The sequence below is a fragment of the Allobosea sp. TAB14 genome (genome assembly GCF_052113865.1).
GTDB lineage: Bacteria > Pseudomonadota > Alphaproteobacteria > Rhizobiales > Beijerinckiaceae > Allobosea > Allobosea spartocytisi.
Map to the genome: position 1 here is coordinate 21,562 of NZ_JBFRDQ010000036.1, position 20,429 is coordinate 41,990.

At 67.6% G+C, this 20,429-nt stretch carries 15 protein-coding genes, 1 tRNA gene and 1 pseudogene; 11 read left to right on the top strand and 6 right to left on the bottom strand.

Annotation, left to right across the window (positions count from 1 at the left end; all coding sequences use genetic code 11):
* Positions 1–168: 168 nt before the first annotated feature.
* The 5 genes from AB4Y99_RS07655 to AB4Y99_RS07675 form a co-directional block, all read right to left on the bottom strand.
* Positions 169–990 carry an ATP-binding cassette domain-containing protein gene (locus AB4Y99_RS07655; protein WP_441522905.1) on the bottom strand — a complete coding sequence of 274 codons (822 nt, stop codon included), beginning with the start codon at positions 988–990 and terminating at the stop codon, positions 169–171.
* Between the two features lie 138 nt (positions 991–1,128).
* Positions 1,129–2,208 (bottom strand): DUF2218 domain-containing protein, encoded by a 1,080-nt coding sequence (locus tag AB4Y99_RS07660; RefSeq protein WP_441522906.1) that lies wholly within the window; start codon positions 2,206–2,208, stop codon positions 1,129–1,131.
* Positions 2,201–3,895 carry an iron ABC transporter permease gene (locus tag AB4Y99_RS07665; protein ID WP_441522907.1) on the bottom strand — a complete coding sequence of 565 codons (1,695 nt, stop codon included), beginning with the start codon at positions 3,893–3,895 and terminating at the stop codon, positions 2,201–2,203. The genes AB4Y99_RS07660 and AB4Y99_RS07665 overlap by 8 nt, the downstream gene beginning before the upstream one ends.
* The gene (locus AB4Y99_RS07670) at positions 3,888–4,763 is read right to left on the bottom strand and encodes an ABC transporter substrate-binding protein (RefSeq protein WP_441522908.1); all 876 of its coding nucleotides are present in this window, start codon (positions 4,761–4,763) and stop codon (positions 3,888–3,890) included. The genes AB4Y99_RS07665 and AB4Y99_RS07670 overlap by 8 nt, the downstream gene beginning before the upstream one ends.
* Before the next feature lie 192 nt (positions 4,764–4,955).
* On the bottom strand, positions 4,956–7,181 hold the full coding sequence (locus tag AB4Y99_RS07675; RefSeq protein WP_441522909.1) for a TonB-dependent siderophore receptor: 2,226 nt from the start codon (positions 7,179–7,181) through the stop codon (positions 4,956–4,958).
* A 219-nt stretch (positions 7,182–7,400) separates the two neighbouring features.
* On the opposite strand from AB4Y99_RS07675, the gene AB4Y99_RS07680 reads away from it, so the two are divergent.
* The 11 genes and pseudogenes from AB4Y99_RS07680 to AB4Y99_RS07730 all read left to right on the top strand — a co-directional run bounded on the left by AB4Y99_RS07680 (position 7,401) and on the right by AB4Y99_RS07730 (position 19,336).
* Positions 7,401–8,339, top strand: a complete 939-nt coding sequence (locus AB4Y99_RS07680) for a helix-turn-helix domain-containing protein (protein ID WP_441522910.1) — start codon at positions 7,401–7,403, stop codon at positions 8,337–8,339.
* Between the two features lie 181 nt (positions 8,340–8,520).
* A complete protein-coding gene (gene fdnG, locus AB4Y99_RS07685) occupies positions 8,521–11,604 on the top strand; it encodes a formate dehydrogenase-N subunit alpha (RefSeq protein ID WP_113255102.1) in 3,084 nt (1,027 codons plus the stop codon).
* A 13-nt stretch (positions 11,605–11,617) separates the two neighbouring features.
* Entirely contained in the window at positions 11,618–12,535 is a 918-nt protein-coding gene (gene fdxH, locus AB4Y99_RS07690) for a formate dehydrogenase subunit beta (RefSeq protein WP_038368440.1), read from the top strand.
* Positions 12,519–13,214, top strand: coding sequence for a formate dehydrogenase subunit gamma (locus AB4Y99_RS07695; RefSeq protein ID WP_441522911.1), 696 nt, complete (start codon positions 12,519–12,521; stop codon positions 13,212–13,214). Before fdxH ends, AB4Y99_RS07695 begins: the two co-directional genes overlap by 17 nt.
* Positions 13,215–13,284: 70 nt before the next feature.
* Positions 13,285–14,205, top strand: coding sequence for a formate dehydrogenase accessory protein FdhE (fdhE, locus tag AB4Y99_RS07700; protein ID WP_441522912.1), 921 nt, complete (start codon positions 13,285–13,287; stop codon positions 14,203–14,205).
* 28 nt (positions 14,206–14,233) lie between these two features.
* Positions 14,234–15,640, top strand: a complete 1,407-nt coding sequence (selA, locus tag AB4Y99_RS07705; protein WP_441522913.1) for an L-seryl-tRNA(Sec) selenium transferase — start codon at positions 14,234–14,236, stop codon at positions 15,638–15,640.
* The gene (locus AB4Y99_RS07710) at positions 15,627–16,373 is read left to right on the top strand and encodes a tetratricopeptide repeat protein (protein ID WP_441522914.1); all 747 of its coding nucleotides are present in this window, start codon (positions 15,627–15,629) and stop codon (positions 16,371–16,373) included. Before selA ends, AB4Y99_RS07710 begins: the two co-directional genes overlap by 14 nt.
* A pseudogene (gene selB / locus AB4Y99_RS07715) lies at positions 16,370–18,184 on the top strand (selenocysteine-specific translation elongation factor); the annotation flags it as partial. The gene AB4Y99_RS07710 and the pseudogene selB, both read left to right, overlap by 4 nt.
* A gap of 108 nt (positions 18,185–18,292) precedes the next feature.
* Positions 18,293–18,388 (top strand) — tRNA-Sec (locus AB4Y99_RS07720).
* A gap of 113 nt (positions 18,389–18,501) precedes the next feature.
* Positions 18,502–18,969, top strand: a complete 468-nt coding sequence (locus tag AB4Y99_RS07725; RefSeq protein WP_441522915.1) for a hypothetical protein — start codon at positions 18,502–18,504, stop codon at positions 18,967–18,969.
* Positions 18,956–19,336, top strand: coding sequence for a hypothetical protein (locus AB4Y99_RS07730; protein ID WP_441522916.1), 381 nt, complete (start codon positions 18,956–18,958; stop codon positions 19,334–19,336). The genes AB4Y99_RS07725 and AB4Y99_RS07730 overlap by 14 nt, the downstream gene beginning before the upstream one ends.
* Positions 19,337–19,342: 6 nt before the next feature.
* On the opposite strand, the gene selD is transcribed toward AB4Y99_RS07730, so the two are convergent.
* The gene (selD, locus tag AB4Y99_RS07735; protein ID WP_441522917.1) at positions 19,343–20,419 is read right to left on the bottom strand and encodes a selenide, water dikinase SelD; all 1,077 of its coding nucleotides are present in this window, start codon (positions 20,417–20,419) and stop codon (positions 19,343–19,345) included.
* Positions 20,420–20,429: the final 10 nt, after the last annotated feature.

Genomic DNA, 20,429 nt, shown 5'->3' on the forward strand with positions numbered 1-20,429 from the left:
GCTCCGTCATTCCGGGCGCAGCTCTCGCGCCTGGTCCGGAATGACAGCGTGCATCCTGCTCTTACTTTTTGATGAGAGACGGATTCAGATTTCAGATGGAAACACTTGTGATTCCATCTGAAATCATCCTGCACTCACTTACGCCAGCTCGCGCCGCCGACAGCGCTCTCAGGGCGCGAAGGCAAGCGGGCGGCCCGTCTGCGGATGCTGCAGCACCGTCATCCGCACGCCGTAGATCGCCTCGAGCTCGGCAGGACGCATGATCGCGTCGGGCGCTCCGCGCGCGATCATCCGCCCCGAATGCAGGGCGACGATCTCGTCGCAATAATTCGCCGCCATGTTGACGTCGTGCAGCACGACGACCACGCCGATATTGCGCTCCTGCGAGAGGCGCCGCACCAGCGCGAGCACCTCGATCTGATGCGCGACATCGAGCGCCGAGATCGGCTCGTCGAGCAGGAGATATTCCGCATCCTGCGCCACCAGCATGGCGAGCCAGACGCGCTGGCGCTCGCCGCCCGACAAGGTGTCGACCAGCCGGTCGGCGAAGCGCGCGACATCGGTCAGCGCCATCGCCTCCCTGACCTTATCGCGGTCCCGCTCACCGAACCGGCCGAGCGCGCCGTGCCAGGGATAGCGGCCGAGCGCGACGAGCTCCTTCACCAGCATGCCGGAAGCCGGCGGCGTCTGCTGCGGCAGATAAGCGACCTTGCGGGCGAAGGCGCGGTCGCCCCATTCCGGCAGCGCCCTGCCCTCGAAGCGGATGGTTCCGCCGGACACCGGCTGCTGGCGGGCCAGAAGCTTGAGCAGGGTCGATTTGCCCGAGCCGTTGTGACCGATGAGCCCGACGACGCGGTGGCCGGGCAAGGTCAGGCTCAGCGGCTCCAGCAGCACGCGGCCGGGGATCGCGAAGCTCACCGCGTCCAGCGCAAAGAGCGGCTGCGGCACGGCCGGCTGGAGCGCGGCGGAAGGAGAGGCTGTCTCGAGCATGTGCATCATCGTTCCTTCTAGAGCATCGGCCCGAAAAGTGGCATGCGGTTTTCGGAAAAAAGCCGATGCAAAAACAAAGAGCTACGGCATCGGACTGAATACGATATTCGGTCCGATCCGTAGGCGGTCGAACCCGGTTCAGTCGCGCTCGCGCTCGACCGCGGCGTGGCCCCGGCGCCAATACGCCGCGACGAGGTGGCGATCCCTGGCCATGCCGCGCTCCTTGCGCAGATAGGTCCTGATCGCACGGGCGGAGGCCTGCTCGCTGCCGATCAGGGCATAATGCGCCCCGCCTTGCGGCCATTCCACCGCCCGGATGGCCCGTTCGAGCAGATCGGTCGAGCCGGCTTCGGCGCCGTTGCGATGCAGCCAGCGCAGATCGAGCGTGGCGGCGGAAGCGATCGGTTGCTCCTCCCGCGCATCGGCGACCTCGATACGCAAGATCGCCTTCGCACCAGCCGGCAGGCTTTCCGCGAAACGCGCGATCACCGGAAGCGCAGTTTCGTCGCCGCCGAGCAGGTAGCAATCGGCCGGGACGATCTCGCCGCCGCCCGGCCCCATCAGGCCGACGGTGTCGCCCGGCCCGGCCGTACGCGCCCAGACGGAGCCGGGCGTGTCCTCATGCAGCACGACATCGATATCGACCTCGCCGCGGGCATGGTCGAGGCTGCGGATGGTGTAGACGCGCGTCGTCAGCTCGTCCTCGCCCTTCGGCCAGAGCACGCGGCCATCGGGCGCCAGCGACGGCCAGACGGGCGCCCTGCCCTGCGGCGGGATCAGCACCCGGACATGCAGGCCGCCCGTCTCGAGCTGGCCGACATCCGCGACCGCAAGCGTGACGCGCTGCATGCGTGGGGTGACCGGGCGGCTCGCACGCACGGTCGCCTGATGGAAATACGGAATCGCGGTGAGGTCGCAGCCATCGCCGCTCCAGAGGAAAGCGGGTGCCGACCCTTCAGTGCATTCGGCGATGTGTTCGGCCAGCAAGGAGCGGGCGATGAACAGGTAATTCAGTTGATCCGACGCGGCATGCAGGTGCAGCGCCTGCGCCCCGGCCTCCATCTCGACGGAGCCCATCCGGCTCTCGAAGCGGCCGCGGGGTCCGTCCCGCGTCACGGTTCCGCGCTCCGTGAGACGCTCGCAGAGACGATCCAGCAGCGCATGCGGATCGGGCAGCGCGATCGAGGTCGATGCGGTGAAAAGGATCGTCTCAGTCATGGCTTTCCGCTCCGCGGCTCAAGAGCCAGATCAGGTAGGGGCCGCCGATCAGGGCGGCGAAGAGCCCGACCGGGATCTGGTAGGGGTAGATGACGACGCGCGACAGCCAGTCGGCCAGCACCATGACGCCTGCGCCCAGCGCCATCGCCGCGGCAAGCTGATGACGGCCCTGGGCGAAGCCGGAGAGCCGCGCCAGATGCGGCGCGACGAGGCCGATCAGGCTCAAGGGCCCGATCAGCAGCGAGGCGAGGCCGGTGAGCAAGGCGGCGAAGGTCGCCAGCGTCAGCCTTCCAACGCGGCGCGGCAGGCCGACCGCAAGGCTCACCCCCTCCCCCAGCGGCAGGATGTCGAGCCAGCGCGAGAACAGGAACAGCGGCAGGCAGAGGGCGACGCAGCTCGCGACCGCGATCCAGGCCTCGGCGGCGCCGACCCGGTTGGTCGAGCCGGACATCCAGACCAGCAGCAGGTAGCCGCGCCTATCGCCCTGGGCGAGCACCGTCGAGACGACCGCCATCGACAGCGCGCCCAGCGCGATACCGGCCAGCAGCAGGCGCGACGGCCCCGTCCCGGCCCGGCCGGCGATCAGCAGCATGGCGAGGAGCACGGCGAGCGAGCCGCCGCCGGCCCCGAGCGCCATCGTCCATGGCGTGACGGTGCTGCTCAGGAACAGCACCAGCGCCAGACCGACGCCGCCGCCCGCGCTGACGCCGAGCACGTCCGGCCCGGCGAGCGGATTGGCGGTGAGGCGCTGCATCAGCGTGCCGGCCGCCGCCAGCATCGCGCCGGCGAAGCCCGCGGCGACGATGCGCGGGCCCCTGAAGGGCAAAAGATCGGCGAAAAGCTGGCCTGTCGCGAGGCTCCAGCCATTCGGACCGCGCCCGAGCACGAGCGCGCCGAGGGTGACGATGGCCGCCACGGCCATGAGGGTGGACACGGCCAGCACGGGCCGGCGGACGCGGCTCGACTCGCGCCAGCCGGATGTCATCTGCGGCGGCACGGTCGGCGGGATGCGCCCGAGCATCCAAAGCAGCAGCGGGCCACCGAGCAGCGCTGTTGCCGCACCGGTCGGGGCGAGATCGGCCGTGGCCGAACCGAGGATCTGCACGGCGCTGTCGGTGAAGGAGACCAGGACGGCACCGGCCAAGGGCGCCGCTATCAGGCGATCGCGCAGGCGCCGCGCCCCGAGCGCCCGCGCCAGGATCGGGGCGGCGAGTCCGACGAAACCGATGATGCCGATTTGCGCGACCACCGTCGCCGCGAGCCAGACCGCGACGACGAGGACGGCCAGCCGCGCCGCCAGCAGCGCGACGCCGAGACTGCGGGCGCTGGCATCGTCGAGCGCGAGCAGGGTCAGGGGCCGCAGCAGGGCGAAGGAAGCGGCAAAGCCGAGGAGGAGACGTGGAGCCAGCGCGAGTGGCACGTCCCAGCTCTGCTGGTTGAGGGAGCCTGCGCCCCAGATGAAGAGGGAGAAGAGATAATCGCCCTTGGCCAGCACCACGGCCGCGCCCAGCGCGAAGCGCGGCAGCAAGCTGTGCCAGAGCAGGATCTGCTCCAGCGGCGCGACGATGGCCGGATCGCCCGGCAGCGGCGCGCGGGTGACGAGCACGGCGGCGAAGGGCAGCGCGACGAGCGCGAGCGCCGCCAGCGCGGCCGCGAAGGGCCGATGCAGGAAGAGCGGCCTAATCACGCTTCGCCGCTCCCGCCTGTTCGAGGGCCGCCGTCAGCAGGCGGGCGAAGCGACGCGCCGCCGGCAGACCGCCATAGGGGTCGATCGAGCCCAGCGTCAGGACGCGCCCGGCCCGGACATTCGGCAGGGCGTTCCAGAAGGCGCTGCGGCCGAGCAGGCGCGAGGCATCGGCCGGCACGGGCGGGATCATCACGATCCAGGCCTCGGGCACTCGCGCCAGTTCCTCCAGCCCCACCGGCGCCATGGCGGAATAATTGGTCGGCTCGGTCCAGGCATTGGCGATGCCGAGCCGGGCCAGCACCGCGCCGAACATGCTGTCGGCGCCGAAGACGCSGAAATGGCGGGCATCGCCGAGATTGATCGGGATGACCGGCAGGCCGTCGAGCGCCTGGAGCCGCTGCCGGCAGGCATCGAGCTCGGCATGGGTCTCGGCGATATAGCGCCCGGCCCGTTCGGCGATGCCGAGGCGCTCGCCGATCGCGCGCATCATCGCCTCCGCCGCCGGGAACGGATCGACGCGCGGTGCATAGAGCGTGAAGCTCTCCACCGGCGCGATCAGGCGCAGGCGCGGCACTGAGGATTCATAGAAATGAGAGATGTAGATCAGCTCCGGCCGGGCGAGCTGCAGCACCTCGAAATTGACCGTGCCGCGCAAGCCGAGATCGGCAACGCTCTCCGGCACCGGCGGCTCGACCGCGACCTCGCGGAACTGGACGAGCTCGGTCGCGGCCACCGGCGGGCGGCCGAGCGCCAGCAACGTCTCCAGCACCGCCCAGTCGATCGTCGCGACACGCAGCGGCGCCTGCCCCCGCGCCGGCGATGCCAGGCCGAGCAGCGCGGGCAGAGCAAGCATCGCGCGCCGGGTCATGCCGGCGGCTCGAATGGCCTGTTCGCTGGATAGGGTTGACGGCAAGACGATATGTGGTCCAGTGCTCGGGAACGGCGAAGAGGCCGCGGCTTTTGCCCCGGCCTCGCATCATGCGATATTTGGTTCATTGCATCGGTTTTTTCCGAAAACCGCATTCCGCTTTTTTGGGCCGATGCTCTCGCCGCGCGCGACCTACCATTTGTAGCTGGCCGAGACCGTGACGGTGCGGGCATCGCCATAGCCGCAGCCGGAATAACCCTGGCAGCTCTTCACATAGACCTTGTCGAGGAGATTGGTGACGTTCACCGCGAAGGACCAGTCGTCGATCTTGTAGCGGATCGCGGCATCGACCAGCGTCACGGCCGGCACCTTCAGCGTGTTCTCGTTGTCGGCCCAGGACTTGCCGACATAGCGCAGGCCGGCGCCGAGGCCGAGGCCCCTCAGCGGCCCCTCGGTGACGGTGTAGTCGAGCCAGCCCGAGGCGGTCACCTCCGGCAYGATGAAGGGCGTCTTGCCGATATAGGCAGCGCGGGTGTCCTTCGTCGTCTTGAGGTCGAAGGCGGTGAAGCTCGCCAGCACCTTCCAGTTCTCGTCGATATTCGCCTTGGCCTCGAGCTCGAAGCCGGTCGAGGTGACCTCGCCGAGTTGGGTCGAGGCGAAGGGGTTGAGCGCTGTCGGCGACGGGGTGACGACGTTCTGCTTCACCAGCCGGAAGACCGAGGCCGTGATCAGCGCGTCCATGAAGCCCGGCTTGTACTTCACGCCGGCCTCGTATTGATGGCCCTTCTCCGGCTGGAACGGCGTCGCCGGGCCGCCCGTCAGGTTGGGCACGGCATCGAAGACCGGGTTGAAGAAGGTCGCGGCGCTGACATAGGGCGTCAAGCCGTTGGCGAACTCATAGGCCAGGCCGGCGCGGCCGGAGAAGGCCGCCTCGTTCTTGCTGTAGCTCGGCGAGAACAGCAGGCCGGGCGCGCTGACGGATTTCTTCTTGGTGTAGTCGTAGCGGCCGTTCAGCGTGACGAGCCAGCCATCGCCGAAGCGGAGCTGATCCTGGAGATAGAGCCCGAACTGGTGATGATCCAGCTCCTGGTTCAGATAGACCGAGGGCACGCCCTGCGGCGCGCCGTAGACCGGGTTGGTCACGCTGATCGGCGTCGCGCCGCCCGATGCCTGCGTCTGGTCGATGTTGAAGTATTTGTAGTCGGCGCCGAGCAGCAGCGAATGCTCGACCGGCCCGGTACGGAAGCTCCGCTCCAGCCGGTTATCGAGCAGGAAAGTGTTGACCTGCGTGCGTTCCTGGAAGCCGATGCGGTAGAGCTGGTAATCGGGCGCCAGCGGCTGAAAGCGGTTCCCGAACAGCGCGTCCGCGCCGTAATAGCCGTAGCCATAGGGGCCGAGCTGCGAGCCGCGCATATGGCCGTAGCGGGCGTTCTGGCTGAAGGTCCAGCCATTGTCGAACTCGTGCTTGAACTCCCAGCCCAGCATGGTCTGGACGCGCTTCTGGCTGTCGATATCCGGCTCGCCGAGAAAGGCCTTGCGCGGGATGCGGCCGAAGGGCGCGTTCACCACCGTGCCGACACAGGGCAGGAAGCCGCCGCCGACATGGATCTGGTCAAGCGCCGAATAATAGCCATAGGCCGTGAAGCTGGTCGCCCCGTTCGGCTTGTAGGTGATCTGCGGCAGGATGAAGCCGCGGAAATCCTTGGCGACGTCGGTGTACTGGTCGCCGCCGGAGATGCGCCCCGTGAGGCGCGTGCTCCAGATGCCCTGCTTGTCGCTGACCCCAATGTCGATGTTGGTGTAGGCGTTGCCGAAATTGTTGATGCCGGTCTCGACCAGGCCGAAATTCCTGCCGTTCGGGCGCTTGCTGATCATGTTGACGATGCCGCCGGGATTGCCGCCGCCGTAGAGGACAGAGGCCGGTCCCTTCAGCACCTCGACGCGCTCGAGCTGGAACGGGTCGATCTGGAAGCCGCCGAAGCCGAAGGCATAGTTCGACAGCCCGTCGAGATRCATGCCGGTCTGCGTCGCCTGGAAGCCGCGGATGAAGACCCAGTCAGTGTCCGGGTCCGGGCCGAAGGGCTGGGCCGTGACGCCGGCGGTGTAGCGCAGGGCTTCGTCGACCTTCTGGACGTTGCGGTCCTCGAGCTCCCGCCGGCCGATCACCGAGACGGCCTGGGGGATCGCCGTGATCGGCGTATTGGTCTTCGAGCCCGTCCCCGTGCGCTGCGGCACGTAGCCGTTGACCGGGCCGGTCGCGGTCTCGGCCTGGCCTTCGACCGTGATCGTGTCGAGCTGCACCGTTGCCGGCTGAGCCTGGGCCTGCTGACCCTGGGCAAAGGCCGGGCCAGCGATCGCCAGAAGCGAAGTGGCCGATCCAAGAATAAATCCAATCTTCATGCGATCAGTATAACGCATAATTCGCTTCTACCAGAATGAATGATGCCGTATTCGAATATTCGAGATTTAGAATAATTCAAAACGACGCTTATCTCGGGACGATTTTCCCTAACATTCACACCAACAGCCGGATTGATCGTTTCTGCTATGCATTGAACGTTTTTGTTCTGTCCCGTATCATGCGGCCACGGTGTTGCATTCTCGCCACCTTTCCATCGCCACCGACGGAAGAAGTCGATGTCGTTCCAGCCGCGCATGAATTCCGTCCGGGAGGGCATCAGCGTCATCGGCACGCTGAAATGGCGCGCCTTCAACGGCGTGATCGCCGATCTCTGGCAGGCGCGCTGCGAAAAGGGCGCGCGCGGCGAATATGTCTCGCAGCATCCGCGGCTGTTCATCGTGCTCGAGACGGAGGGCGGATCGTTCGAGACGCGGCTCTCGCCCGGCGGGCCCGGCATTGCGAGCGCTCCCGGGGGATCATCGATCAGCTACATGCCGGCCGGGATGCCGGTCTGGACACGCATCGACGAGCGGCTGCGGCTGAAGCATCTCGACCTGCATTTCGACGCGCAGGAGATCGCGGAACGGCTCGCCGAGCCGCTCGACCGGGCCATCCTCGCGCGCCCCCGCATCATGTTCAGCGACGAGCGCATCATGGCGCTGGCGCGGATGATCGCGGCCGAATGCGCGGAGCCGGAGCGGCGGCACGACCTCTATGGCGACGGGCTCGTGCTCGCCCTGCTGATCGATCTCTTCCAGGTCCGGCGCCGCGAGCCGCGCCGGCGCTCGTCGCTGACAGGCGAGCAATTGCGGCGCGTCACCGATTTCATCGCCGATCATTGCGGCGACAACATCCGCCTGCAGGAGCTGGCGGCGCTGGTCGACCTCTCGCAATCGCATTTCAGCCATGCCTTCAAGGCGGCGACCGGCCTGCCGCCGCACCAATGGCAATTGCAGGCGCGCGTGCGGAAGGGCCAGGAGATGCTGGCGGCCGGCGACCGCACCCTGACGGAGATCGCGGCCGAGATCGGCTTTTCCGATCAGGCGCATTTCACCCGCGTCTTCCGCCGCATCGCCGGCGAGACGCCCGCCGCCTGGCAGCGGGCGCGGCGCACCAGCACGGCCATCCCATCGGGCGGAGCGAGGCAGCCGGCCAAACGCAGGGAATCGGCATAACGCGCCCCGTCGCGACGGGCCTTCACCGCGAGCGCGAACCGCAGGTTTCGCCGGCAACGGACTACGACAAAAGTCTAGCCATGCGACGCAATGCCCAAGCAAGAGGCAGCTTGACGCCCCCTGGCCAGAGTTTCACTATTCCAAATTGAACGATACGTGATTGTTCGCCTGGGAGGTTGAGATGCTGCATGAGCTCTCGCGCCGCCAGTTCATGAAAGCCGCAGGGGCGGGGATCGGCGGATCTGCCGTCGCCGCGCTCGGATTCGGCGGGGCTGAGGAAGCCCTCGCCCAGGCCGTGCGACCTTTCAAGCTGACGGGCACGACGGAAACCCGAAACACCTGTCCGTACTGCTCGGTCGCCTGTGGCGTCATCATGTACGGCCTCGGCGACGGGTCCAAGAACGCCCATCCCGCGATCATCCATATCGAGGGCGACCCCGACCATCCGACCAATCGCGGCACGCTCTGCCCGAAGGGTTCCGCCCTTCTCGACTTCGTCCATTCCGAGACGCGCACCAAGGTCCCGCAATATCGGGGGCCGGGCGAGCGCGAATTCCGGCAGATCAGCTGGGGCGAGGCGCTCGACCGCATCGCGCGACTGATGAAGGACGATCGCGACAAGAACTTCATCAAGACGAACCAGGACGGCGTCACGGTCAATCGCTGGCTGACGACGGGCTTCCTCGCGGCATCGGCGACCACCAACGAAACGGCGTTCCTGACCTACAAGGTCGTCCGAAGTCTCGGGATATTGGCGTTCGACAACCAGGCGCGYGTYTGACACGGACCRACGGTGGCCAGTCTGGCCCCAACATTCGGTCGCGGTGCGATGACCAACTCCTGGACGGACATCAAGAACACCGACCTCATCGTCGTCATGGGCGGCAACGCCGCCGAAGCGCATCCTTGCGGCTTCAAATGGGTCACTGAGGCGAAGGCCCAGCGCGGCGCCAAGCTGATCGTCGTCGATCCGCGCTTCACGCGCACGGCCTCGGTCGCGGATTTCTACGCGCCGATCCGGCAAGGCACCGACATCGCTTTCCTGCTCGGGGTGATCAAGTACTGCATCGATAACGACAAGATCCAACACGACTATGTGCGCGCCTTCACCAACGCGCCCTATATCGTGAAGGAGGGCTTCGGCTATCAGGACGGTTTGTTCACCGGYTACGACGAGGCCAAGCGCGACTATGACCGCTCGAGCTGGGAATACGAGCTCGGKCCGGACGGYTAYGTSCAGATCGACGAGACGCTGCAGCATCCGCGCTGCGTCTACCAGCTCCTGAAGAAGCATATCGCGGTCTACACGCCGGAGATGGTCGAGCGCATCTGCGGCACGCCAAAGGACAAATACCTCACGATCTGCAAGATGATCGCGGAGACCTCGGCGCGCGACAAGGTCATGACCTCGATGTACGCGCTCGGCTGGACGCAGCACTCCAAGGGCTCGCAGAACATCCGCTCCATGGCGATGCTGCAGCTCATGCTCGGCAATATCGGCATGCGCGGCGGCGGCATGAATGCGTTGCGCGGGCACTCCAACATCCAGGGGCTCACCGACATCGGCCTGATGTCGAACCTGATCCCGGGCTATCTGACGCTCGGGACCGACAAGGAGGTCGATTTTTCGACCTATATGTCGACGCGCGGCTTCAAGCCGCTCAGGCCCAACCAGATGAGCTACTGGCAGAACTACAAGAAGTTCATGGTGAGCTTCCTGAAGTCGATGTGGGGCCCGGCGGCGACGGCGGAGAACGACTTCGCCTATCAGTGGCTGCCGAAGCTCGACGTGCCCGGCTACGACGTRCTGCGCACCTTCGAGCTGATGAGCCAGGGCAAGGTCAACGGCTATTTCTGCCAGGGCTTCAACCCGCTGCTCTCCTTCCCCAACCGGGGCAAGGTCACGGCCTCGCTGTCGAAGCTGAAATTCCTCGTGGTGATGGACCCGCTGCAGACCGAGACGGCGCGGTTCTGGAAGGACGAGGGCGTCCATAACGACGTCAAGCCCGAGGACATCAAGACCGAGGTCTTCGAGCTGCCGACGAGCTGCTTCGCCGAGGACGAGGGCTCGCTGGTCAATTCCGGCCGCTGGCTGCAATGGCACTGGCCGGGCGCCGAGCCTCCGGGCGAGGCCAAGCACGACAACTGGATCATGGCGCAGCTCCATATGCGCCTGCGCGCGCTCTACCAGAAGGAGGGCGGGGCCTTCCCCGATCCGATCGTCAATCTCCACTGGCCCTATCGCGATCCGGGCGAGCCCGAGCCGGACGAGATGGCCAAGGAGATGAACGGCTATGTCGTCTCGACGGTGACCGACCCGGTCGACCCGAGCAAGGTCATCCTCGAGAAGGGCAAGCAGGTCGACACCTTCGGGCAATTGCGCGACGACGGCTCGACCGCCTGCGGCTGCTGGATCTATTCCGGCTGCTGGACCGAGAAGGGCAATATGATGGCCCGCCGGGACACCAGCGACCCCGGCAATACCGGCGCCTATTCGAACTGGGCCTTCTCCTGGCCGGCGAACCGCCGGATTCTCTACAACCGCGCCTCGGCCGATCTCGACGGCAAGGCCTGGGATCCGAAGCGCAAGCTGATCGAGTGGAACGGCACGGCCTGGGCGGGCTTCGACGTGCCGGACATCGCGCCCGGCGCCAAGCCGCAGGATGTCGGCCCCTTCATCATGAATCCGGAGGGGACCGCACGGCTCTTCGCCCGGGCGATGATGAAGGACGGCCCCTTCCCGGCCCATTACGAGCCCTTCGAGAGCCCGGTCGCCAACGTGCTCGCCCCGAAGATCCGCGGCAACCCGGCCGCGCGCATCTTCAAGGACGATCTTGCGGCGCTCGGAACCTCGGACAAGTTCCCYTATGCSGCGACMTCCTACCGCCTGACCGAGCAYTTYCACTTCTGGACCAAGCATGTCTGGGTCAATGCGGTGCTGCAGCCGGAGTTCTTCGTCGAGATCAGCGAGCAGCTCGCCGCGGAGAAGAACATCCAGAAGGGCGGCTGGGTGAAGGTCTCGTCCAACCGCGGCTCGGTCTATGCCAAGGCGATGGTGACCAAGCGCATCAAGCCGCTGATCTGCGACGGCAAGACCGTCCATATCGTCGGCATCCCGCTCCATTGGGGCTTCACCGGTGCGGCGCGCAAGGGCTTCGGCCCGAACAGCCTCACCCCGTTCGTCGGCGACGCCAATATCGAGACGCCCGAGTTCAAGGCGTTCCTCGTGAATGTCGAGCCGTCGAACGGGCCGGCGACGAGCTAGGGAGGCGAAGACCATGGGATTGCAGAGCCAGGACTTCGCCCGCATCTCGGCGACCAATATGCGGCCGCCGGATGTCCGCCACGATTTCGAGGTGGCGAAGCTCATCGACGTCTCGAAATGCATCGGCTGCAAGGCTTGCCAGTCGGCCTGCCTGGAATGGAACAATCTGCGCGAGGAGGTCGGCTTCAACACCGGCTCCTATGACAATCCGCACGATCTGACGCCGAACAGCTGGACGCTGATGCGGTTCACCGAATGGGAGAACCCGCAGAGCGGCAATCTCGAATGGCTGATCCGCAAGGATGGCTGCATGCATTGCGCCGATCCGGGCTGCCTCAAGGCCTGCCCCTCGCCGGGCGCGATCGTGCAGTACAACAACGGCATCGTCGATTTCGTCTCGGAGAACTGCATCGGCTGCGGCTATTGCGTGAAGGGCTGCCCCTTCAACATCCCGCGCATCAGCCAGACCGATCACAAGGCCTATAAGTGCACGCTCTGCTCGGACCGGGTCTCGGTCGGCCAGGCGCCGGCCTGCGCCAAGGCCTGCCCGACGGGGGCGATCACCTTCGGCACCAAGCAGGCGCAGCTCACCTTCGCGCAGACGCGTGTGGCGGATCTCAAGTCGCGCGGCTTCCAGAATGCCGGCATCTACGACCCGCCGGGCGTCGGCGGCACGCATGTGATGTATGTGCTCCACCATGCCGACCAGCCGCAGCTCTATGCCGGGCTGCCCAACAATCCGCGGATCAGCCAGGTCGTCGAATTGTGGAAGGGCCTGACCAAATATGCCGGCATGGCGGCGATCGGCTTCGCCGCCGCCTTCGCCTTCGTCCATGGCATCGTGGCGCGGCGCAACGATGTCAGCCGCGCCGAGGACCGCGAGGCCGAGCATGTGATCGACGAGGAGGCAGCCCGTGGTCGTCAGGCGTGAAGAGGAGCGCACGACCGTCGACCGTTATCCCGGCCGCGTGCGCGTCAATCACTGGGTCACCGCGATCTCGCTGATCCTGCTCGCTCTCAGCGGGGCGGCGCTGTTCCATCCCTCGCTGTTCTTCCTGTCGGGCCTGTTCGGCGGCGGCGCGAACACCCGCGCCCTGCATCCCTGGATGGGCGTCGTGCTGCTGGCGAGCTTCGCCATCCTCTTCGTCCAGATGGTCAGATACAATTTCTGGCAGAAGGTCGACACGCAATGGATGCGCCATATCGGCGAGGTGATGTCGGGCCATGAGGAGAACCTGCCCGAGATCGGCAAGTACAACGGCGCCCAGAAGATCGTCTTCTGGCTGATGACGCTGCTGATCCTCGTCCTGTTCGGCACGGGGATCATGATCTGGTACGAGTATTTCGGCGCGAGCTTCACCATCGAGCAGCAGCGCTTCGGCCATATCATCCACGCGCTGGCGGCGGTCGCGATGCTGCTGGTCGTCATCGTCCATATCTATGCCGGCTTCTATGTGCGCGGCACGATGGGCGCGATGACGGAGGGCAAGGTGACGGGCGGCTGGGCTTTCCGCCATCATCGGCTCTGGCTGCGCCAGGAGGCGCGCGAGGGCGTCGTCGACGAACGCCAGACACCACCGCGCCGCCACACTGTCGGCCCGGCCGAGTAGCAATATCCTTGCATGCGGGGCGGCCCGGCCGCTCCGCCTCCCGTGACCCGTGCGGTTCGAGAGGACCAGAATGAGTGATGCTCCGGGCTTCGCGCCCTTCGAGGAAGTCGGCATCGCCGAGCGCGACAAGCCGCCCTTCATCCGCCTGCCCTTGCCGGAAACGCTGTTCGGGCTGCGCGCCATGCGCTTCGCCGCGCTCGCGCCCGGCCACCAGCTCGAGCCCTATCTGAGCTTCCTGGCGGCCTTGTCGAAGGCGCAGGACGAGCTCGCGCGCGCACTGCCGCTCCCCACCCTTCCCGCCTTGGGCGAGCTTCGGATGCGAGCCGCCAATGCCATGCCGCTCCTGCCCCGCGAAGATCTTGCCGACGATCCGGCCGCCTCGGCCGCGCTCGACGGGCTGGCGAAGCTGCTGGAAGGCGTCGCCATGCCGGACCTCGCCCGCGCGGCCCTCGAACGGGCCATGGCGGTGGATGACGAAGGCCGCCGCGCGATGTTCGCCGCGGTGCTGGCCGATGCGATCCCGGTCGAGGCGGTGGCCGAGCACATCTTCGCCGCCGCGGCCTTGCAGGTCGTCGCGGCCCGCTGCGTGGCGCAGCTCGACCCGCTGCTGCCGCAGCCGGTCGCGGATGGCGTCTGCCCTTGTTGCGGCGGGCCGCCGGTAACGAGTTCGATCGTCGCCGACGTCAATGTCGAGGGTGTGCGCTATGTCCAGTGCTCGCTCTGCGCGGCGCAATGGAACCATGTCCGGGTGAAATGCGTCACCTGCGGCTCGACCAAGGGCATCGCCTATCAGGCSATCGARGGSATCGCYGACACGATCAAGGCMGAGACCTGCGACGARTGCCGGACCTAYSTGAAGATCCTGAACCGCCGCAAGGATACGGAGCTGGAACCCGTCGCGGACGATATCGCGAGCCTCGGCCTCGATCTGCTGGTGACGGAGGCCGGCTGGAAACGGGCGGGGGTGAATCCGTTCCTGCTCGGCTATTGACGATCATGCGTCTCCCGGAGGGAGCCTGATGAACAGACCCGAACGCTTCCGCCCCCCTTCGGTCGACGAGATCCTGCGCAGCGGCGAAGGCGCCCTCGCCATCGCCCGCCATGGCCGCAGCGAGACGACGCAGGCCGTGCGGCAGGTGCTGGAGCGGATGCGGCAGAGCGAGACCTCTCACTCCGCCTCGGCCGATGCCATCGCGCGCATGGCGCTCGATGTGCTGGAGGAGCGCGGGCGGCCGTCGCAGCGCCCGGTGATCAACCTCACCGGCACGGTGCTGCACACCAATCTCGGCCGCGCCCTGCTGGCCGAGGAGGCGGTTCAAGCCGTCGTCACCGCGATGCGCGCACCGACCAATCTCGAATATGAGATCGAGGCCGGGCAGCGCGGCGAGCGTGACGCGCATGTGCGCGGCCTGATCCGGGAATTGACCGGCGCCGAGGATGCGGTGCTGGTCAACAACAATGCCTCGGCGGTTCTGCTCGTGCTCAACACCCTCGCCCGGGATCGCGAGGCCATCGTCTCGCGCGGCGAACTGATCGAGATCGGCGGCGCCTTCCGCATGCCGGATATCATGGGCCGCGCCGGCGCGATCCTGCGCGAGGTCGGCACCACCAATCGCACGCATCTCAAGGACYATGCCGAGGCCATCGGCCCTGAGACCGGATTGCTGCTGAAGGTCCACACCTCGAACTATGTCGTGCAGGGCTTCACGGCGGAGGTCGAGCCGGCGGAGCTGGCGAAGCTCGCCCGCACCCACGACCTGCCTTTCGTCGACGATCTCGGCTCGGGCACGCTGATAGATCTCGCCCGCTGGGGGCTGCGGCACGAAAAGACCGTGCAGGACGCGCTGAAGGGCGGCGCCGATCTCGTCACCTTCTCCGGCGATAAGCTGCTCGGCGGGCCGCAGGCCGGCATCGTCGCCGGGCGGAAGGATCTGATCGCCAGGCTCGCCAGGAATCCGCTGAAGCGCGCGCTCCGGCTCGACAAGCTGCGCCTCGCGGCGCTGGAGGCGACGCTCCGGCTCTATCGCGATCCCGGCCGGCTGGCCGAGCGCCTGCCGACGCTGCGCCTGTTCACGCGCAAGGCCGCGGAGCTGCGCGCGCTGGCCGAGCGGCTGCGGCCACAGGTAGCGGCCGCGCTCGGTGCCGGCTGGGAGGTCGAGACGATCGACTGCGCCAGCCAGATCGGCTCCGGCGCGTTGCCGCTGGAGACGCTGCCGAGCGCGGGGCTGGCGATCGCGCCGGCCGGCAAGGCCAGCGGCGGCGCCGTCGAGGCCTTGGCCGCCGCCTTCCGGGCCGTGCCGGTGCCGGTGATCGGGCGCATCGCACAAGGCGCGCTCGTCCTCGATCTGCGTTGCCTCGAAGACGAAGCGCTCTTCGCCGCACAGCTCGCGGCGTTGACGCCCGGAGGCGGCGATGGGCTGGCTTGACCGGCTGCGCCGCAAGGACAACTCCGGCGCGGAGGATGTGGCTGCCGCCATGGCGCACGCCACTGATGCCGTCGAGCGCGGCGACCATCGTGCCGCGCTGGCGCTCTGGGGGCCGCTCGCCCATGCCGGCATCGCGCGGGCCCAGAACAATATCGGCGCCTGTTTCGCCGAAGGGCTTGGGGTGGAGCGCGATCTGGCGCTGGCGCTGCGTTGGTTGACGCTTGCGGCGGATGGCGGTGATCCGGTCGGGCAGCGCAATCTCGCAGCGCTCCATTTCAGGGGCGACGGCGTCGCGCAGAGCGACGAAGAAGCGATGCGGCTCTACCGGCTGGCGGCAGAACAGGGCGATGCCCCGGCACAGGACATGCTGTCCTGGATGCTGCTCGAAAGCGGCCTGCCCGAGGCACGGGCGGAAGCCTTGCGCTGGGCGRAAGCCGCSGCCGRGGCCGGSATCKCKRCCAGCATGACCCGGCTCGGSATGATGTTCCATGACGCTCTTGGCGTGGAGCGCGATCCGGCTGCGGCGGCCGAATGGTGGCGGCGCGGCATGGCGGCCGGCGATCCCGATTCCGAAGCCATGCTCGGCGCAGCGACCCTGCTCGGCCAGGGCGTGGCTCAGGATTCCGAGCGCGCGCTTTCCCTGCTGCTCTCGGCCGAAGCCAAGGGCAGCCGCCTCGCCGCGCCCTTCATCAAGGCCGCGCGCGCCGCCTCCCCGCTTGAGGCCGCGCCATGATCATCGGCACGGCCGGACATATCGACCATGGCAAGACCTCGCTGGTGAAGCGCCTCACCGGCGTCGATACCGACCGGCTGAAGGAGGAGAAGGCGCGCGGYATCTCGATCGCGCTCGGCTTCGCCTATTGGCCGCAGGCCGACGGCTCCGTGATCGGCTTCATCGACGTTCCCGGCCATGAGAAGCTGGTCCATACGATGCTGGCCGGCGCTTCCGGCATCGACCTCATCCTGCTCGTCGTCGCGGCCGATGACGGCGTCATGCCGCAGACGCGCGAGCATGTCGCCATCGCCCGCCTGCTCGGCATCCGCGAYGCCGTGGTCGCGCTCACCAAGACCGATCTCGTCGGTGCGGAGCGGATCGCCACCGTGCGCAACGAGGTCGCCAACCTGCTCGCGGGCACGCCCTTCGCCGACGCACCGACGCTGCCGGTCTCGACCGTGACCGGCGACGGGCTCCCGGAATTGAGCGAATTGCTCGCGGCCAAGGCGCGTCAGGCGCAAGGCAGGCGGGGTGACGGCGCCTTCCGCCTCGCTGTCGATCGCTGCTTCACCTTGCAGGGCACGGGCACGGTGGTGACGGGCACGGTGCTGTCGGGCTCCGTCCGCGTCGGCGACAGCGTCGTCGTCTCGCCGGCCGGCCTGCCGGCACGCATCCGCTCGATCCATGCCCAGAACCGTCCGGCCGAGACCGGCCATGCCGGTGACCGCTGCGCGCTCAACCTTGCCGGACCGGGCATCGCGAAGGAGGCGATCCGGCATGGCGACATGGTTCTGGTGCCGACCCTGCACGCACCGGCAAGCCGGATCGACGCCGAGATCACGCTGCTCGCCTCTGAAACCAAGCCCCTCGCCATGTGGCAGCCGGTGCGGCTCCATCACGCCGCGGCGGAAGTCGGCGCCCGCATCGTGCTGCTGGGCGAGGAGATCGCGCCGGGCGCGACCGCCCCGGTCCAGCTCGTTCTCGACAGCCCGCTCGCCGCGGCGGCGCTCGACCGCTTCGTGCTGCGCGACATCTCGGCCTCGCGCAGCATCGGCGGCGGTCGCTTCCTCGATTTGCGCGCTCCGGAGCGCAGGCGCCGCAGCCCGGAGCGGCTGGCGCAGCTTGCCGCCCTCGGCCTCGCCGATCCGGATGAGGCTTTGCGTGCCCTGCTGGGGGTCGCGCCCTACCATGTCGAGATCGACAGCTTCGTCCGCGACCGCGCGCTGGGTGCTGACGCCGCGGAGCAACTGACCGCACGGCTCCACCTCGTCAGGATCGGCGCGCTTGCGATGCTGCCCGAGCATTGGCAGGCGCTGGCTAAAGCCGTGGCCGACACGCTCGTTGCCTATCACGCTGAGCATCCCGACCTGCCCGGCATGGGGCTGGAGCGTTTGCGGCTCGCTGTGGCGCCGCGCCAGCCGGCGCCCTTGTTCCGCCAGGCGCTGGCGCGGCTCACGGAGGACGGCGTGGTCGCCGCCTCCGGCTCCTGGATCAGGCGGCCCGGTCATGAAGTCCGGCTCTCGCCGGAGGACGAGACCCTGTGGACCCGCATCGCACCGCTGGTCGGCGGCGATGAGCGCTTCCGCCCGCCGCGCGTGCGCGACATCGGCCAGATGCTCGGCCGGCGCGAGGAGGAAATCCGTCGGCTGTTCCGGCTGATCGGACGGCGCGGCGACGTGCACGAAATCGCGCTCGATCACTTCTTCCAGCGCGACACGCTGGTCGAGATGGTCGGCATCGCGAGCGCGCTTGCCGCCCAGCATCCGGCCGGCTTCAACGCCGCGCAATTCCGCGACAGGCTCGACAACGGCCGAAAGGTCGCTATCCAGATTCTCGAATTCTTCGACCGCCACGGCGTCACCATCCGCCGCGGCGATCTCCGGCGCATCAACCGGCAGCGGCTCGACCTGTTCGGGCCGCCACTGGGGGTGCCCGATGGAGGAGAAACGTCCCCGGTGGGGCGTCCGGACTTCAAATCCGGGAGGGGCCGTCAGACGGTCTCTGGTGGGTTCGACTCCCATTCTCTTCCGCCAGTTTTTACGGCATCGAACTGAGTTCCTGATTCAAGCCGATGCCGCAATGATTTGTTTTTATTATATTTTCTGAGTATCGAAAGTCATTGTCCGGGCAAAGCTCGAGAGGCCGCATGACCGACAGCGAAGCCCCCGCCCTCGATCTGATCGCCGGCTTCGAACACGCCGCCGAAGCCGCTGGGGAGGCCGAGGACGCCTATCGCAAGGAGGCGGCGGCACGGATCGCCGCGCTCGCTCTCGAACGCGCCACGGCCTTCCGGCGGCTCAATCTCGTGCGCGGCGCCGTCAAGGCCCTTGCCGAAGCCGACGAGCCCGAGAAAGCCGTCGCACGCGCCCGCTTCGTCATCGCGCAAGCGCTCGGCTGGGAGGAGATCGGGCCCCGGCAGGAGCTCGTCCTCGATCGATTGACGCCTTTTTTCGAAGCGCTACGGACCGAATTGTCGACGGAAGCCGCCTCCACCACCGAAAGCGCCGCGGAGGCGCTGCGCGGCTTCGAGGATTGGTATCGCGCCGAGATCGGCAGCGACTTCTACGCGCTGTTCGAGCGCTACATGCCAGAGACGCCGCGTGTCGACTTCTAGAGGGCTCGGCACCGATTTCGATCGCTGGCTCGGCAAGCTCTTCCGCAAGGGCCCGTTCACGGCGCTGATCGTGCTCGTCAGGATCGCCCCACCGAAGGTGGAGCCGCTGCGCTCGACCTTCGTCCATGTCGTCGGCGACGAGATCGACTGGGGCGACATCGTGCTGATGCTGCGCGGCGCGGGCACGAGCTGGGACGGCGCCGCCTTCTTCCCCACCCGCGACGCGGATGGCGGGCTCGTGCCCGACGAAACCGCCCGCGTCCGGCTGCGGGACCTGGAAAGCGCGCTCAAGGAGAACCGGCTGGTGCTGAACGAAGGCGCCTTCTTCGACGTCTGGGGCCGTAACCTCAAGGTCGAGGCGGCGTGAGGCGCATCAAACCACTGCCACCCGCCCCGGCCCTGCCTCCACGGCGCCGATGATCCGCGCGGCCGGGCAGCCCGCCGCCTTGGTCTGCGCGAGCACATCTCCTGCCCGTTCCGCCTTGCAGGAGACCAGCAACCCGCCAGAGGTCTGCGGATCGGTGAGCAGGTGCCGGCGCCACTCCGGCAGGCCGGCCGGCAGAACGACGCCCTCGCCATAGCTCGCCCAGTTGCGATGGGAGGCTCCGGTCACCCGGCCTGCCTGCACCAGCCTTTCCGCCTGCGACAGGAACGGCAGGTCGGCAAGGCGAAGCTTCAGYGTCGCGCCGGAGCCGCGCGCCATTTCCAGCCCATGGCCGAGGATGCCGAAGCCGGTGACGTCGGTGATGGCGTGCACGTCCTCGTCCTTCGCCAATTCGGCACCGACGCGGTTGAGCAGCGTCACCGAGGCGATCATCTCGTCATAGGCGGCCGGCGAAAGCTCGCCCTTCTTGAAGGCGGCCGAATAGATGCCGACGCCGAGCGCCTTGGTCAGGATCAGCGCGTCGCCCGGCCGCGCGCCGCTGTTGCGCCGCAGGGTCTTCGGGTTGAGCAGGCCGATGACGGCAAGCCCGTAGATCGGCTCGGGCGCGTCGATGGAATGGCCGCCGGCGACGGGAATGCCGGCCTCGGCGCAGATCGAGGCGCCACCCTTCAGGATCTCGCGGGTCATCTCCACCGGCAGCTTGTCGAGCGGCATGCCAAGGATGGCGAGCGCCATGATGGGCTTGCCCCCCATGGCGTAGACGTCGGAGATCGCGTTGGTCGCGGCAATGCGGCCGAAATCGCTGGGATCATCGACCATCGGCATGAAGAAATCGGTCGTGGCGACGACGCAGGTCTCGTCGTCGATCTGCCAGACGGCGGCGTCGTCGCCGGTTTCGGTTCCCACCAGCAATTGTTTGTACGGCCCCGCCGCCGGGTGCTCGGCCAGCAATTGCTGGAGCACCGAAGGGGCAAGCTTGCAGCCGCAGCCGCCGCCATGGGCGAGGCTGGTCAGGCGCGGAGCGGCCGCCCGCGCCGGGGCCTCGCGCTCGATTGTCTCGCTCATCGTCTCATCT

Excerpts from the sequence above, each read along its gene's own strand:
- AB4Y99_RS07655 (WP_441522905.1), bottom strand. The coding sequence starts at position 990 with ATGCTCGAGACAGCCTCTCCTTCCGCCGCGCTCCAGCCGGCCGTGCCG.
- AB4Y99_RS07660 (WP_441522906.1), bottom strand. The coding sequence starts at position 2,208 with ATGACTGAGACGATCCTTTTCACCGCATCGACCTCGATCGCGCTGCCC.
- AB4Y99_RS07680 (WP_441522910.1), top strand. The coding sequence starts at position 7,401 with ATGTCGTTCCAGCCGCGCATGAATTCCGTCCGGGAGGGCATCAGCGTC.
- fdxH (WP_038368440.1), top strand. The coding sequence starts at position 11,618 with ATGGGATTGCAGAGCCAGGACTTCGCCCGCATCTCGGCGACCAATATG.
- AB4Y99_RS07725 (WP_441522915.1), top strand. The coding sequence starts at position 18,502 with ATGACCGACAGCGAAGCCCCCGCCCTCGATCTGATCGCCGGCTTCGAA.